Here is a 15,132-nt window from a genome sequence, read left to right on the forward strand (position 1 = left end):
ATGATCCTCAGAAAGCTGAGGCTTTTTTACGCCCTTGTTCTGATCGCCTGGCTTAGCCGATCAATCACCGTAGACTTCCAGGCTTGAGGGCAAGCGCCGACCCAACCGAATTATTCAGACCCGACTAATTGTCTGCTCAAGGCACCGCAAGCGCGGCGTTGATGTCACGCGCCGAACCACGCAGCGCAGGCCTGTCGCACGCGCTCCGCCACAGCGGGCCACGGTTCATCCAGCCCTTGCCTGAACAGACGAACTGTATCGGGATACCACGGCGAGTCGTCGCGGCCGTGCATCCAGCGCCAGTCCACGTCGCGTGCCGGCAAGAGCACCCAGCATGGTTTGCCGAGCGAGGCTGCCAGATGTGCTGTAGATGTGTCCACGCAGATCAGCAGATCGAGTTGTGAGATCACCGCGGCCGTGTCGGTGAAGTCTTCGAGATCCGCGCCGAGAGGCAGGATCGGGAGGCTCGCAGGAAATGACAGCGCTTCGTCTTCCCCCGCGCCTTTTTGCAGGCTCACGAACTTCACGTCCGGCAGGCTCCACAGCGGCGCAAGTGCGTTGAGCAACGGTAGCGACCGGTGCACGTCGTTGTGGTGTTTCGGGTTGCCCTTCCACACGAGACCCACGCGGTGTCCCGCGCCCAGAGCGGCAAGGCGCGCGCGCCAATGGTCGACGCGCGACGGGGCCAAGGTGATGCGCAGGGGCGGCGGAATCGTGTCGAGCGTCGTGCCGAGATACAGCGGTGCGCTGAGCGCGCTGGTCCAGCAATCGAAATCGCCGGCACTCGCCGAGGCTTCGTCATGACTGAGCACGGCGTCGACTCCATCGACATCGACGAACAGGCGTTGTAGCTGTGCCATACAGGCAAACGCGACGTGCGCGGCGCCCTGAGCCTTCAAGAGGCGCAGATAGCGCCCGAATTGCAGCATGTCGCCGAGTCCATCTTCCTGCCAAACGAGGAGTGACTTGCCGGCGAGCGGTTCGCCTCGCCAGCGCGGGCACCGCAGCATCGACTGCGAGGCGTGATGCGCGAACCCAGGCATGTCGTAGCGGCATTCGTAGAGCAGAAAGCCTTCCTCAAAGCGGCCCATGCTGATCAGCAGCGTGGCGAGACGGAACTTCGCGTCGCCGTAGTCGGGGCGCAGCGCGAGCGCGTGGCGATAGGCGGCTTCGGCTTGCTCCAGGTCGCCGAGTTCTTTCACGATGCTGCCGATGTTGAAGTGCGTTTCGGCGATGTCGGCGCGCAATGTGAGTGCGTGGCGAAACGCCGCGAGTGCCTCGGGCAAGCGCGCTTGCGCCAGCAGCGTGCAGCCCAGGTTATTGACAGCTTCGACGCGGTTCGGCGCGAGCCGAAGCGCCTCGCGATACGCGGATTCGGCATCAGCCAGTTTGTCCAGTGCGTGCAGCACGCAACCGAGGTTGTAGTGCGCCTCGGCGAAGGCGGGGCGCAACGCGAGCGTCTGCCGGTAGGCGTTTTCCGCCTCGGGCAGGCGCTTCAGTTCGGTGAGCACGCAGCCGAGATTGTTGAGCGCGTCCGCGTAGGCCGGACGGATCTGAAGCGCGAGCCGGCAGGCCAGCTCGGCTTCGCGGAGCCGGCCGCGCGCCCTGTAAAGGGCCCCAAGGTTGTTCAGTGCCTCAGGGTATTGCGGCTGCGCGAGCAGTGCCTGCCGATACGCTTCTTCAGCCTCTTCGATCCGGCCGCGTTCGCACAAAAGATTGCCGAGGTTGTTGTTCGCCTTCGCAAATTGAGGATTCGCGGCGAGCGCTGTGCGATAGGCCGCCTCCGCCTCGTCGAGGCGGCGCTGTTCGTGAAGGACGATGCCGAGGTTGTAATTCGCGTCGACGTGATCCGGGCGAAGTGCGAGCGCCACGCGGTACGCGGTCTCGGCCGCGTCGTGCCGTCCGAGACGGTGCAGCACGATGCCGTGATTGCTGTGGACGTCGGGGTCATCGGGCCGTATTGCGGCGAGCCGCGCGTAGACCGCTTCCGCTTCGGCAAGCTGGTTGAGGGTCGCGAGCATCGCTCCGAGGCCCAGATACGCATCGGCGAAATCCGGCTTCGCTTGAATGCAGCGCAACCATAGAGCTTGCGCGTGCGCGGGCTGGCCCGCACCGGTCGCGCACACGGCCGCGAGGTTGAGCGCATCGGCGTGCTGCGAGTCCTCGGGGGTGGCCTCCATGCCGACCAGAGGCGCAAGCAGCGCCAGTGCGTCGGCGAACTGCCCGGTGGCGCTCAGGGCGGTGGCTTCGCTCAGAATGTGCTGGCGCGTGGGGGCGAGTGGGCTCGTAGCGGTCACGGTGGGCGTGGAGGAGTGGTGGATTTGCAGCTTAAGGCATGAGCTCGCGCGGTGGCGGCCCGAATTGAGCGCGAAGCGCGGTTCAATTCGAACAATGACGGGCAGCGCGGGTTTTGTCTTTCGAAGCCGTAAGGTCGGGCGCACATCGAGCGCGATCCGCGACGCATCAGCATTGCGACGCGAAAGAGGTCATCGACGCCCGCGAGCCTCAAACGGCGGAAACCGGAAGGACGAAGCCCAGATTCCCCCGATCTCTAATGACGTGTCCCCCGCGACGCGCTGACGTAGGAAGGGGGCAGGGGCGTATCAACGAGTGGCTAAAGTTTTTCCGGGTGGGGTCGTAATCACAAACAAGGCGGCCAACCAACGAACCGCTGCCGTTACTGGGCCGAGGGCCCCATCAGGAGAATTTCAATGCTCGGAATCAACAGCAATATCAACTCGCTCGTCGCGCAACAGAACCTGTCTGGTTCGGGTAGCGCACTGTCGCAGGCGATCACGCGCCTGTCGTCGGGCAAGCGCATCAACAGCGCAGCGGACGACGCAGCAGGTCTTGCGATCTCGAACATCATGCAGACCCAGATCAACGGTCTGAACCAGGGTGTGTCGAACTCGAACGACGGCACTTCGATGGTGCAAACGGCATCGAGCGGTCTGGCGTCGCTGACGAACAGCCTGCAGCGTATCCGCCAGCTGGCTACGCAATCGGCGAACGGTTCGATGACCAACGATGACCGTGCAGCGCTGCAGAAGGAAGTTGCACAGCAAATTTCGGAAGTCAACCGTATCGCGTCGCAAACGACGTTCAACGGCATGAACCTGCTCGACGGTACGCTGGGCAACGTGTCGTTCCAGGTCGGCGCGAACGTCGGCCAGACGATCAGCCTGAACCTGACGCAAGACATGTCGGCTGCGAAGCTCGGCAACGGCGTGCCGGTAAAGGGCAACACGCTCGGCACACTCACCAACCTGTCGCTGGACTCGGCCGGTGCTGCTACGACTGGAACGGCCACGATTACCTCCATCAACGTGCTCTCCGACGGCAGCGGTGGCTTTACGTTCACGGATCAGAACAACCAGGCACTGACCAGCACTGAAGTCTCGGGTGTGTTCGGTGCGGCCGCCAGCGCCTTCAACGGTACCGGTGCGGCTATGACGCTTGCGGATGCCGCCGTGAGCTCTGCGTCCGCCTACCAGACTGCGCTCAGTACCGCCAAGGCAAATCTCGCCGCTGGCACCGGATCGCAAAGTGCCGTCGACGCAGCTCAAGCTGGTCTCGACAACGCCAATGCAATTGCTCAGATCAATGCGTTCAACACGCCGTCGACTGTTGCAAAGATCGACATCAGCACCCAGAGCGGCGGCAGCATGGCGATGGAATCGATCGACAACGCGTTGAACACGCTTAACAGCCTCCAGGCAACGCTGGGCGCGGCACAAAACCGCTTCAGCGTCATTGGCTCAACGCAGCAAGCGCAATCGACCGACCTGGCGAGCGCACAGTCGGCGATCCAGGACGCAAACTTCGCGCAAGAAACGGCTAACCTGAGCAAGGCACAGGTTCTGCAACAGGCTGGCATCTCGGTGCTGGCACAAGCGAACTCGCAGCCGCAGCAGATCCTGAAGCTCCTCCAGTAAGGCGCTTCCCGCTGCAGGCATCCGGCGCGCGGCTCAATGCGCGCCGGATGCAAACCCGTCGGGAGGCTTGCCTCCCGATTGTCTTTTCCCGCGTTACCCCGCTTGTTAAATCGCTTTAACCGGCATTGCCGACGCTCGGAGCCTTCTCATGTCCACCGTAACCGGATCCACCACCAGCGCGATCGCAAGTGCAGTCGCCACCACGACCGCAAGCGCCAACGCCACGGTGCAGGCAGCCGCCCAGTCGATCATTAGCGGCTCGACCAATTCGTCGATGGACACAAGTTCGCTCGTCAGCGCGCTCGTCAATGCCAAGACGGCCGGCCAGGCCGCGACCATCGCTGCCGAGCAGACCGCGGACAACACGCTGATCTCGGCATACGGCACGCTATCCGCGGCACTGTCCGCGTTGCAGGCAGCCGCCGGCCCGCTCAGTGACGGCGCGACGCTCAACTCGTTCTCCACCACCCTGAGCGGCAGCGGTGTGACTGCAACCGCCAGCACCGGTGCGGTGGCGGGTTCGTACTCGCTCAATGTGGCGCAGGTCGCCACGTCGCAAGTACTCACCTCGGCGGGCTACGGTTCGTCCACGAACCTGGCTTCCGGCGCGGCCACGATGACCCTGACGGTCAACGGCAAGAGCAGCACGATTTCCCTGAATGGCTCGAACAGCTCGATCGCCGGCATTGCATCGGCGATCAATTCCGCAAATGACAATCCCGGCGTGGTGGCGACCGTGGTGACGGGCGCGGACGGCGCGCACCTCGTGCTGCAATCGGCCTCGACCGGCGCGTCGAGCGGCATCAGCATCACTGTCAACGATTCGAATAAGGATGCGAGCGGCAACGCCGATGCCCTGAACCAACTCGCGGTGACGACTACCGCCGGCAAGTCGATCTCAAGTGCGAGCGACCTCACGGGTACCGATAGCAGCGGCAAAGCAATCAACCCCAGCCAGTCGACCATTACCGGCACAGGCTGGACCCAGACGCAGGCCGCCCAGGATGCGTACTTTACGCTCGGCGGTGTCGGCGTTACCAGCTCCTCGAACACCGTGACGGCGGCCGTGTCCGGCGTAACGCTGAACCTCACGGCAGCGGCGGTCGGCACCACGCAGACGCTCACGATCGCGCAGAACACCAGCGCAGAGTCCTCGGCGATCAACAATTTCGTCAGCCTCTACAACACGCTCGTCACGACGATGGGATCGCTGACGGCGTACAACGCGAACTCGACGTCGCAGGGCGTGCTGATCGGCGATTCTACGGTGAACATGATCCAGAATCAGCTCGCCAAGATCGTGGGCAGCGGCGTGGGCAGCGGCACCTCGAAGTCGACGCTCGCCGCGATCGGCATCACGCTCCAGACGGACGGCACCCTCTCGGTCGACAACACGACGCTCAGCAATGCGCTCCAGAACAACCAGTCGGTCGTAGCCTCGCTGTTCAACCCGACGAACGGCATAGCCGCGCAACTGGACGACAGCATCACGACCTACACCTCGTCCGGCGGCCTCATCCAGAACCGCACGGATGCGATCAACAGCGAGCTGACGAGCCTCTCGAATCAGAAGACGACGCTCACGGCGTGGCAGGCCCAGCTCACTAGCATGTACACCGCGCAATTCACGGCGCTCAACACGCTGATGGCGACGATGAGCAACAACTCGCAATACCTCACGCAACTGTTCGGTGGCGCCAACAGCGCAGGCGCGCTCGCCACGAACAAGAAGTGAGCGCAACGAGGAGCGAGCCATGCACAACGTTGCTCCGGTCGAGCGCATCTGGCAGTTGACGAAAGACCTCGAACTGGCGGTCGCTGTCGGCGAGTGGGAGCGGGCCGCGCAGCTCGCGGACGAGCGCTCGCCGCTCTTGATGGCGCTCGGCGCGCCCCAGCCGCAGGAAGTCATGGCGCGGCTCCAGGCGATCCACGAGATCGACAACCGCATCGTCGAGGCCGCGCAGGCCGCGCAGCAGGCGCTGGGCGCCGAGTATCAGGCGAGCATGCAAGCGAGCCGCAACGCCGGGCAGTATCTGAACATGGCGCGGTACTGAAGCCGCCCTAACGTTCCATCGCGCCGTTCGCGGCGCGCGCGTCCCCCGCCCGCCTTGTGCGGGCTTTTTCTTGCCTTTCCGTTGCGTTGACTTAAGAACGGACCGTTTTCGCAATCACTTGAGGCAAGAAAGAAGGAGTTCGCGACGGCCCAAAACCCTTTGCGCTGCCTTCATTCTTCTCGTTCAGGATGAGTTTCACGCGGGATTTCCCGCGTATTTGTCATCATCGAGGCCAAATTGGCGGCTGTTTTGACGCTAGCTCGGACCATCGGCGAAATTGTCCGCCCCCCATAATTTCATCGTTCCGACTTCCTGCCGCACGCGCGCGCCTTCGTCATGACCGCTTTTCCAATTCCGGCCGACACCGTCCCCTTTGCCTCCGAACTACAGCAGAATCACGACATCGCGCTCGCCATGCAGAGCGCGATCGACCATCATCAGAAGCAGGAATATGGTGATGCCGCAGCGCTCTATGCATCTGTCCTGGAGGTCGCGAGCGATCACACCGACGCGCACTACCACCTCGGCGTGCTGTTCATGCAAACGGGGCGGCCCGCCGAGGCTGTGCCGCATTTCGAGACGGTGCTCGGGCAGGTGCCGCAGAACGGGCAGATTTGGGTCTATTACATCAACGCCCTCGTCGCCAGCAAGCAGACCGAGGCGGCGCGGATCGCGCTCGACGTCGCGCGCCAACAAGGCCTTCCCGATGCAGCCGTCCGGACGCTGGGCGCGCGGATTAACGGGGAAAATGAGCTCATGTCTACTCCGGAGAGCGAGGCAACCGCTCCGCAGGTCGACGCGAGCGGTTGCAACGCACCTCCTCTGGCACCCGAGACGGACGAGCGCGTGAAAATCGATACGCGCCGAGCAAGCCTCAAGGAGATGCGCCAATACCAGCATTTGTTGGACAGCGGGAAACTCGAAGCGGCGCTGAAGATTGCCCGCAGACTGACGCAGCAATACCCTGCGCACGGCGAATGCTGGTTCGAACTTGGGCGTGTCCTGCAACTCACGGGACGCTTCAACGAGTCCGTCGAGGCGGCCGAGCATGCCGCCCGCTTGCTGCCTAAACACATCCTCGCCCAGACAATACTGGCAGACCGGCTCATCGTCACTCGCCAGTATCAGCGTGCCGAGGCGCATTGCAGACAGGCGCTCGAAAAATACCCCGAGAATGCTTCACTGCACCGCAACTTGGGCTCTGCCTTGCTGGAAATGGGCAAATTCGCCGAGGGGATTGGCTATCTCCGCCGTGCCGTGGAGCTAGCGCCGAACGATGCATACGAATTCGACTCGCTCGCCTGCGCGCTGGGCAAGCATGGACTGTACGACGAAGCCGAAACCGCCTTTCGCCGCGCACTCGAACTGGCTCCGATGCAGTCAGTGACACACAGCAACCTGCTGTTCTACCTGATGCACAAGCCCGACCTCGATGCAGCAGGCGCATTCGCGGAGTTCCGCGCGTTCGCGGCACGCCACGAAGCACCGCTGAACACGCGTCGGTCCCGGCACACCAACGACCGTGATCCAGCGCGGCGTTTGCGGATTGGCTTCGTTTCGGGCGACCTTATCAATCACCCGGTTGCGTATTTCTTCCTGTCGGTGCTGGAGCACCTGGCGCGCGACCCTAGCTTGTCATTGCACATCTATTCGAACTACACGGTGACTGACAGCTTCACCGAGGAGATTCGCGCCCATGCACAGACTTGGAGCGAAATCTTCGGCATGAGCGACGACACGGTCGCACAGAAGATCCGTAACGACGGCATCGATATCCTTATCGACCTGTCCGGCCATACCGGCCGCAACCGACTCCTGACCTTCGCACGCAAGCCGGCGCCGGTCCAGGTGAGCTGGATCGGCAACCCAGCCACGACCGGTCTCGATTCCGTCGATTACTACCTGTCGGACCGGTTTGTCACTCCGCTTGAACAGTTCGAGAGCTGGTTCTCCGAAAAACTCGTGTTCCTCCCCGCGCTCGCGCCGTTCAAGCCGCATCCGCAAGCGCCGGAAGTCAACGATCTGCCTGCGCTGAAGAACGGCTTCATCACGTTCGGCAGCTTCAGCCGGATCGTCAAGATCGGCCCCGAAGTTGTGGCGCTCTGGGCGCGGGTGCTACGCGAGGTGCCGGATTCGCGCTTGCTTATCGGTGCGATTAGCGAGCCGGAGCAGATCATCAAACTGACCGGACTGCTCGCGGGCGAAGGCATCGACGTGAGTCGCCTCAGCTTTCTGAAGCGTGGAAACGTCGTGCACTACCTGGAGCAGCACCATCTGATCGACGTCTGTCTCGACACGTTCCCCTTCGGCAATTCGACCACGACCATGCAAGCGCTGTGGATGGGCGTGCCCACCATGACCCTGCCCGGCGTTTCGATGGCGAGCCGCAGCAGCACGGGCTGGCTTTCGCACCTCGGGCTTGACGCGGCCTTCGTCGCGCGGGACAAGGACGACTTCGTGCGCAAGTGCGCCGCGCTGGCCGCCGACCCCGAAGCGCTCGCGGTAGTGCGGCGGGAGCTTCGCGACTACTGCAGGCAGTCGGTCCTTATCGATGCGGGTATGATCGCTCATGCCGCGTCGCGCGCGTTTCGCATCATGTGGCAGCGGTGGTGCGATGGGCTCAAGCCTGAGCACTTCGAGGTGCTAGCGGATGTCAGCAATGCGGACAATGCCGGGCGGCATTCGTGAACTCCAGCGGTGTTCCGAAACTGCTTGAGGCGCGCGCGAGCAATTGCGTCATCTTTTGCGCCATGCATCGACCGCGTTCAGGCGCGAGGCGTGCTGCGTAGCCGTCGGTCCCGGCTGCAACGTAGTGCAAGGCGGCGTATGCTCAACGGTCCCGGCGTCGCCCCGAACAGTTCGCTCACGCCATTCCGCCCACCCTAATCCGGAGCCATCATGGAACTACGCAGGATCGGCACTTCCTCGTTGCAGGTCGCCCCGCTGATGTTCGGCGGCAACGTATTCGGCTGGACGGCCGATGAAGCCACCTCTTTCTCGATCCTCGATGCGTTCGTCGAAGCCGGACTCAATTTCATCGACACCGCCGATGTCTACTCGGCCTGGGTGCCCGGCAACCAGGGCGGCGAGTCGGAGACGATCCTCGGCAAGTGGTTCCGGCAGAGCGGCAAACGCGAGCGGATCGTGCTCGCGACCAAGGTGTCGAAGCATCCGCAGCGCAAGGGGCTGTCAGCGGCAAATATCCAGGCGGCGGTCGAAGAATCGCTCCGCCGCCTGCAAACCGATTACATCGACGTCTATTTCTCCCACGACGACGACTTCGCGACGCCCCTCGCTGAAACCCTCGGTGCGTATCAGAAGTTGATCGAGGCGGGCAAGGTGCGCGTGATCGGTGCGTCTAACTATAGTGGCGCGCGCGTCGAGGAAGCGCTTGCGGTGTCGCGCGAGAACGGGCTGCCCGAGTATCAGTTGCTGCAACCCGAGTACAACTTGTACGACCGCGCGCAATACGAGAGCGACAACGAACCGGTGGCGCTGGCGAATCATCTCGGCGTGGTGGTTTACTACAGCCTCGCGAGCGGGTTCCTGTCGGGCAAATACCGCAGCGAGGCCGATCTGGCCGGCAAGGTGCGTGGAAGCCGGGTCGAAAAATACCTGAACGGGCGCGGCTTGCGGATTCTCCGCGCGCTCGACCGCGTCGCGCAACGGCACGGCAGCACGCCGGCCGCGATCGCGCTTGCATGGCTGATCGCGCGGCCGAGCGTTACGGCCCCCATTGCGAGCGCGACCTCGGTCGAGCAGTTGAAGAGTCTGGTCGCAGCCGTCCACCTGTCCCTCACCGCCGACGATATTCGTGAACTGGACGAAGCAAGCGCCTGATAGGCGGCCGTCTCGGTGGCCGATCCAGACGCCATCCGCGCCAGGGAAAAGCCTGGCGCAATCGGTAAACCCCTGGTAGGATGGAGAGTTTCCTGATATCATCGGGAGTGAATTGAGATCTTTGCCTGTTTCGTCAGTGTTCTTCATTGATGAAAGGTTGGCGAAACGGCAACAGACGCGGCTTTTGCATTACGTCTGTCCGCGTTCCGCGGTGAACTCCCCACCTCTCTTTTCCGGCCTCCGTGGCCGCTTTGCCTCTCGCTTCATTCGTGGTTTGGCCGGGGTTGTTTATGAGCCTCGCGTTTGCCTGTTACTGGCCATGAATCGAAGCGACCGGAGTGCCGGTGCGTAAGTGGTGACCTGAGCGGTTACTGCCAAGCAATTAAACCCGTATCTAGTGATTGAGTTAGGAATTACATGACGACGATTCTTCTGAAGGAAAACGAGCCGTTCGAAGTGGCAATTCGCCGCTTTCGTCGCGCAATCGAAAAGAACGGCCTGATCGCTGAACTGCGTGAGCGCCAGTCGTACGAAAAGCCGACCACGGCTCGCAAGCGCAAGAAGGCAGCGGCTGTTAAGCGCCTGCACAAGCGTCTGCGCAGCCAGATGCTGCCGAAAAAGCTGCACTAAGCACGCTTTTTACGTACGCCGAACGGCGGTGTGAGCTTCGAAAGAAGCCACACCGCCGTTTTGCTTTTGCGGCGTCGGATTTGTGCGCCACCGAGCAGCCGTTACGCCGCGTTCCTCAGCCGCTCGGCCGACAGTCCGAATTCGCGCGCGATCGAGCCCAGCCGGTCGTGCCACTCCCATGTGCCGAACACGTCGTGCACGTTTTGTAGGCAACTAAGCAGAGCGATGGTCACCGGGTCATACACGTTGATGCGGGCGCGCAGCAGTGCTTTTTTCAGCGCGGCCACGCCGACGTCCATGTAAGCGGGCACTTCCGTCGGTGGTTTGCCGATGAAGCGCACGGGCACGCCTTCCATCGCGGTCACATAGTCGCGCGGTTTGATCAGGTTGCCGACCGGGCAGCCGCCACAATAGCCGCGGTAAGCGCCGCCGCCCCTCGGCAGCAACGCAGCGCGTTTCTGTTCGAACAGATGCGTGACAGACTGATCGTAAATATCCTGATGGGTCAGGAAGCTAAGAGTTTTCATGGTCGGTCTCCCGCGTCCGAGGCGGTAGTTATTTGTTGTTGAACGCGCATCGGTGAGCGCATGGCGACGAGTATCCACCGTGCGCCGTTCGGCGAAGGACCGACTACGAGCATGAAAGGGCGCCAATTCGCGAGTTTGCGAGTCAGACGGGCGCCCCGCCCTCACCCCGCCTTACGACGACGCCCCTTATTGCCCAGCGACGCGCATCGCTCTCGGCACATGCAGGTCGTCTCATGATCGTTGACCATGCCAACCGCCTGCATGAATGCGTAGCAGATCGTCGACCCGACGAATTTGCAGCCGTAACGCTTGAGCGCCTTGCTTAGCGCGTCGGAAACTTCTGTCGACGCAGGCGCATGCTTATACGAAGCCCATTCGTTCTGAATCGGCGTGTCGTCGACGAATGACCACACGAAGTTCGCGAGCGAGCCGTGTTCGGCCTGAATCTGCTGGACTGCGCGCGCGTTCTGGATCGCCGCCTCGATTTTGCCGCGATGCCGCACGATGCTCTCATCGGCGACGAGCGCATCCACCTGCTTCGGCGTAAAGGCCGCGACCTTGCCGATGTCGAAGTCGGCGAAAGCACGGCGGTAGCCGGCGCGCTTGTTGAGTATCGTCGACCATGACAATCCGGCCTGCGCGCCTTCGAGCACTAGCATCTCGAACAGGTGCTGGTCGTCGCGCGAGGGTACACCCCACTCGGTGTCGTGGTACTGTGCGAGCGCTTCGCTCGATACCCAGTTGCATCGTTGTGTCACTGTCGCGCTCCCGCGTGGTCGTATCGATCGCCAGCATAGCGGAAGCGGTGTACGCCGCAAGCTGGCCAATCGGCTAATTGCGCGATTCAAACTGACCTGCCACCCTAAGCGTTATTCACCCACGGAACTGATTCGATTCGATGAACCACGACTTCTTTCTGATCGGCGTCGACGGCGGCGGCACCGGCACGCGCGTCGTGCTCGGCGATGCGCAGGGCCGCGAACTGGCGCAGGCGGCAAGCGGCCCATCGGGCCTCGGGCTCGGCATCCCGCGCGCATGGCAGTCCATTCAGGCCGCCTGCGGCGAAGCGTTCGAGCGAGCCGGAGTCGCGCTGGACTGGTCGCGCTGCGTGCTCGGTTGCGGACTTGCGGGCGTCAACAATCGCGACTGGCTCGCCGAGTTTCACGAGCAGGCGCCGCGACTGGCCGGACTGGCCGTCGAATCCGACGCCTACACGACCTTGCTCGGCGCGCACGAAGGCGCGCCCGGCGTGATCGTCGCACTCGGCACCGGCAGCGTCGCGGCCTCGCTTGCGAGCGACGGCGAGTTCCGCATGGCCAGCGGCTACGGCTTTCCGTCAGGCGACGAGGCGAGCGGCGCGTGGCTCGGCCTCCGGCTGATCGTGCACGCGCAACAGGCGCTAGACGGCCGTGCGCCCGTCGACGATCTCGCGCATGCGTTGCTCGCGCATACCGGCACTCAGGATCGCGACAGCCTGGTCGTATGGCTGTGCGCGGCGAATCAGACTGCCTACGCGCGGCTCGCGCCGATCGCGATCGAACACCGCGCACATCCGTTCGCGGCACGCCTGCTCGGCGAGGCCGGCGTCGAAATCGGCAAAATGATCGCCGCGCTGGACGCGACTGGCGCGCTGCCGGTCGCACTATGCGGAGGCCTCGGCGCGCCGCTGCGCGAGTACGTGCCCCAGGCGTATCAGGCGCGCCTGCGCGAGCCGCGGGCGGATTCGGCGCATGGCGGCTTGCAGCTGGCGCGGCGCGAGGCGCAGCGGCTGGCCGGACGACACCTGTAAAATATCCGCTTTGACGCTGCCTCGACGGCTCGCCCGCCGGACTCACCATGTATAAAGTCATCGCCACGGATCTCGACGGCACACTGCTCAACGCCGATCACCAGGTAGACCCGTTCACGGTCGCCACGGTGCGCAAGCTCGAAAGCGACGGGCTGCAGTTCGTGATCGCCACGGGGCGGCATTACTGCGACGTCGCGGGCATCCGCGATCTGCTCGGCATCAATCCATACCTGATCACGTCGAACGGCGCGCGGGTTCACGCGCCTGACAACACGGTGATCCACGCCGACGATCTGCAGCCCGCGATCGTCCAGCGTCTCGTGCAGCCAGAAATTGTCGGCGCGCATGGTCGCGTGATCGTCAGTCTGTTTGCAGACGAGGCGTGGCTGATCGATCGCGACGCGCCCCATCTGCTGGAATTTCACCAGGACTCTGGCTTCACGTACGAAGTGACCGACCTGCCGAAGCACGATGGCGTCGACATTGCCAAGGCGCTGTATATCGGCGATCCCGCCGATCTCGCGCAGGTTGCCGCCAATCTGGAACGCGAATTCGGCGAGCGGCTATACGTGACGTATTCGTTGCCGGATTGTCTCGAAGTGATGACCGCGAATGTGTCGAAGGGGCGCGCGCTGCAGATCGTGCTCGAGCGACTCGCTATCGACGCGTCGCAGTGCGTCGCGTTCGGCGACAACATGAACGATATCGATCTGCTCGAGACGGCCGGCCATCCATTCATGATGAACAATGCCAATCCCGATCTGATCACGCGTCTGCCGCATGTGCCGCGCATTGGCAACAATTTCGAGGCCGGCGTTGCGCATCATCTGCGCAAACTGTTTGCTCTCAAAGACGAACTGGCGTCCTGAACCGCAATCACTCAAATTGAAGGCGGCCCGCATCCACACTCGCGTGGATGCGGGCCGCAGAAGTTGCTCGCGGAGCGTGATGCACTCCGCTTACGCCCGTCAATCCCGCCAGCCGCGGTGCTCGCCGCGATAGTCATGGCCCCAGCGACGATCGTCGTGACCCCAGCCGCGGTCATCGCGGTGATAGTCGCGGTAGTAGTCGCCGCGCGGATAGCGATGATCCCAGCCGCCGTAATACACCGGCTCCGGCGCGGCGTAGACGCGCGCGGGCGCGGCATAAACCGGAGCGCCGAGCGATAGGCCGACGCTCAGATCCGTATGCGCCTGCGCGACACCGCATGCGCCCGCCGCGAGTCCGGCAGCAACCAGCAAGTGAGTGACGATGCGTTTCATGTTGGTCTCTCCTGTGAGGCGACGTAGGTTTGTCGCACAGGACCAATGTACGCACTCGAGCCGGGGCGGACTGCGACCAGATGTTACGGACTGCAAGCATCGTCGAAGTCAGCGAAGGCAGGCATAAAGATCGCGCGGACGTTGCGCGCAGACACCTCACTTCGTTGGCAGCCGCGCTCCACGGGGCTTTGCGGCCGGCCAATTCAAGCAGGCAGGCGGCTCGTCGCCCACGCTTGCCGCTTGATGCACCAGCACGCGTAATCGCGGCTTACATCTGTATTACCCTATTAATCCGCCGCAGGCGCCGAAGCGTTCGAACTGGCGGAAGAGGCCGTCCCTGCCGAAGACGCCGGCTCTGCGGGCAATGCCGCACAAGGGCAATCGGTCGCCCGCCCATCGAGCCCTTCGCGATCGTGCTTAAAGCTCGCGCGCGGCGTGCCGTTCTGCCAGTCGAGTCGGACGATGTAAATGCTGTCGAAGTCGTCGCTTTGCCATTTCGGCACGTCGGCCGCGCGACCGCCATGCGCGTTCAACATCTGCCGCAACAGCTTCTCGATCAGCTTGTGCTCCCACGCAATCACAATCAGCTTGCCGCGATTGGCCGGGTCGACGAGCGCGTTGCCAAGCTGGTCGATCTGCGCAAAGCCGTACGGCGTTTGCACCGGCATCTGGAATTGAATCGCGGTCGGCTCGATCGTCGCGAGCGGGCGCACGTAATAGTACGGATGACCGCCGTCGTCTTTTTGCTGGCCGGGGTCGGGCGCGTAGATCGCATCGGGTTTGCCGAATTTGGCGGCGATCACGGCTGGCAACGCGAGCGCACGGTTGAGCCCCTGGCAGTCTAGCTGGCCATAGCCTTGCGCGGGTTTCTCGCCATGGCGAACGAATACGAGGGTTTCGATATTGCCGCCCGCCGCAGCCGTGGCGGCAGCGGCCGCTGCGACGACAGTCGCCGTGCTCGTCGCCGCGTACGCGGCCGGCGACGTCAACGTGCTCGCGCACAAGCCGCCGAGCGACAGGGCGACGCCTTGCAGGAATCCGCGGAAACGGTTCATCGAAAGCACCTGTGCGAGACTGGGAAGTCGCCCGATTCTA

13 protein-coding genes are annotated in these 15,132 nt (G+C 63.2%); 8 read left to right on the forward strand and 5 right to left on the reverse strand.

The features are described 5' to 3' along the window. Nucleotides 1-164: 164 nt before the first annotated feature. The gene (locus AB3X95_RS31430; RefSeq protein ID WP_368623348.1) at nucleotides 165-2,297 is read right to left on the reverse strand and encodes a tetratricopeptide repeat protein; all 2,133 of its coding nucleotides are present in this window, start codon (nucleotides 2,295-2,297) and stop codon (nucleotides 165-167) included. 414 nt (nucleotides 2,298-2,711) lie between these two features. Between AB3X95_RS31430 and AB3X95_RS31435 the strand changes: the two genes are divergently transcribed. The 6 genes from AB3X95_RS31435 to rpsU all read left to right on the forward strand — a co-directional run bounded on the left by AB3X95_RS31435 (nucleotide 2,712) and on the right by rpsU (nucleotide 10,459). After that, nucleotides 2,712-3,935 (forward strand): flagellin, encoded by a 1,224-nt coding sequence (locus tag AB3X95_RS31435; protein WP_176368580.1) that lies wholly within the window; start codon nucleotides 2,712-2,714, stop codon nucleotides 3,933-3,935. 148 nt (nucleotides 3,936-4,083) lie between these two features. Next, nucleotides 4,084-5,670, forward strand: a complete 1,587-nt coding sequence (gene fliD, locus AB3X95_RS31440; protein ID WP_176125406.1) for a flagellar filament capping protein FliD — start codon at nucleotides 4,084-4,086, stop codon at nucleotides 5,668-5,670. Nucleotides 5,671-5,689: 19 nt separating this feature from the next. Next, nucleotides 5,690-5,989 (forward strand): flagellar protein FliT, encoded by a 300-nt coding sequence (fliT, locus tag AB3X95_RS31445; RefSeq protein WP_176125407.1) that lies wholly within the window; start codon nucleotides 5,690-5,692, stop codon nucleotides 5,987-5,989. 336 nt (nucleotides 5,990-6,325) lie between these two features. Next, nucleotides 6,326-8,677 (forward strand): tetratricopeptide repeat protein, encoded by a 2,352-nt coding sequence (locus AB3X95_RS31450; protein WP_368623349.1) that lies wholly within the window; start codon nucleotides 6,326-6,328, stop codon nucleotides 8,675-8,677. Between the two features lie 210 nt (nucleotides 8,678-8,887). After that, nucleotides 8,888-9,829 (forward strand): aldo/keto reductase, encoded by a 942-nt coding sequence (locus AB3X95_RS31455; protein ID WP_368623350.1) that lies wholly within the window; start codon nucleotides 8,888-8,890, stop codon nucleotides 9,827-9,829. 417 nt (nucleotides 9,830-10,246) lie between these two features. Further along, the gene (rpsU, locus tag AB3X95_RS31460; RefSeq protein ID WP_006050883.1) at nucleotides 10,247-10,459 is read left to right on the forward strand and encodes a 30S ribosomal protein S21; all 213 of its coding nucleotides are present in this window, start codon (nucleotides 10,247-10,249) and stop codon (nucleotides 10,457-10,459) included. A 101-nt stretch (nucleotides 10,460-10,560) separates the two neighbouring features. On the opposite strand, the gene AB3X95_RS31465 is transcribed toward rpsU, so the two are convergent. Then, nucleotides 10,561-10,986, reverse strand: coding sequence for a hypothetical protein (locus AB3X95_RS31465; protein WP_176109957.1), 426 nt, complete (start codon nucleotides 10,984-10,986; stop codon nucleotides 10,561-10,563). 161 nt (nucleotides 10,987-11,147) lie between these two features. Continuing rightward, nucleotides 11,148-11,744: a DNA-3-methyladenine glycosylase I gene (locus AB3X95_RS31470; RefSeq protein ID WP_176109958.1), complete on the reverse strand. Its 597-nt coding sequence runs from the start codon at nucleotides 11,742-11,744 to the stop codon at nucleotides 11,148-11,150. Between the two features lie 140 nt (nucleotides 11,745-11,884). Between AB3X95_RS31470 and AB3X95_RS31475 the strand changes: the two genes are divergently transcribed. After that, nucleotides 11,885-12,775, forward strand: coding sequence for a BadF/BadG/BcrA/BcrD ATPase family protein (locus tag AB3X95_RS31475; RefSeq protein WP_176367773.1), 891 nt, complete (start codon nucleotides 11,885-11,887; stop codon nucleotides 12,773-12,775). A 47-nt stretch (nucleotides 12,776-12,822) separates the two neighbouring features. Continuing rightward, on the forward strand, nucleotides 12,823-13,644 hold the full coding sequence (locus AB3X95_RS31480; RefSeq protein WP_368623351.1) for a Cof-type HAD-IIB family hydrolase: 822 nt from the start codon (nucleotides 12,823-12,825) through the stop codon (nucleotides 13,642-13,644). 99 nt (nucleotides 13,645-13,743) lie between these two features. Here the strand turns inward: AB3X95_RS31480 and AB3X95_RS31485 are convergent, their stop codons facing one another. Together AB3X95_RS31485 and AB3X95_RS31490 are read right to left on the reverse strand one after the other, a co-directional pair. Beyond that, a complete protein-coding gene (locus AB3X95_RS31485) occupies nucleotides 13,744-14,037 on the reverse strand; it encodes a PXPV repeat protein (protein WP_176109961.1) in 294 nt (97 codons plus the stop codon). A 287-nt stretch (nucleotides 14,038-14,324) separates the two neighbouring features. Further along, a complete protein-coding gene (locus AB3X95_RS31490) occupies nucleotides 14,325-15,092 on the reverse strand; it encodes a histidine phosphatase family protein (RefSeq protein ID WP_176124458.1) in 768 nt (255 codons plus the stop codon). Nucleotides 15,093-15,132: the final 40 nt, after the last annotated feature.

Origin of the sequence: Paraburkholderia sp. BR13444 (assembly GCF_040948755.1) — a bacterium.
In the GTDB taxonomy this organism is placed as follows: Bacteria; Pseudomonadota; Gammaproteobacteria; order Burkholderiales; family Burkholderiaceae; genus Paraburkholderia; species Paraburkholderia youngii.

Coding starts and splice junctions, on each gene's coding strand:
- AB3X95_RS31485 (WP_176109961.1), bottom strand. CDS start 14,037: ATGAAACGCATCGTCACTCACTTGCTGGTTGCTGCCGGACTCGCGGCG.
- AB3X95_RS31480 (WP_368623351.1), top strand. CDS start 12,823: ATGTATAAAGTCATCGCCACGGATCTCGACGGCACACTGCTCAACGCC.
- AB3X95_RS31450 (WP_368623349.1), top strand. CDS start 6,326: ATGACCGCTTTTCCAATTCCGGCCGACACCGTCCCCTTTGCCTCCGAA.
- fliD (WP_176125406.1), top strand. CDS start 4,084: ATGTCCACCGTAACCGGATCCACCACCAGCGCGATCGCAAGTGCAGTC.
- rpsU (WP_006050883.1), top strand. CDS start 10,247: ATGACGACGATTCTTCTGAAGGAAAACGAGCCGTTCGAAGTGGCAATT.
- AB3X95_RS31490 (WP_176124458.1), bottom strand. CDS start 15,092: ATGAACCGTTTCCGCGGATTCCTGCAAGGCGTCGCCCTGTCGCTCGGC.
- fliT (WP_176125407.1), top strand. CDS start 5,690: ATGCACAACGTTGCTCCGGTCGAGCGCATCTGGCAGTTGACGAAAGAC.
- AB3X95_RS31435 (WP_176368580.1), top strand. CDS start 2,712: ATGCTCGGAATCAACAGCAATATCAACTCGCTCGTCGCGCAACAGAAC.
- AB3X95_RS31465 (WP_176109957.1), bottom strand. CDS start 10,986: ATGAAAACTCTTAGCTTCCTGACCCATCAGGATATTTACGATCAGTCT.
- AB3X95_RS31455 (WP_368623350.1), top strand. CDS start 8,888: ATGGAACTACGCAGGATCGGCACTTCCTCGTTGCAGGTCGCCCCGCTG.
- AB3X95_RS31475 (WP_176367773.1), top strand. CDS start 11,885: ATGAACCACGACTTCTTTCTGATCGGCGTCGACGGCGGCGGCACCGGC.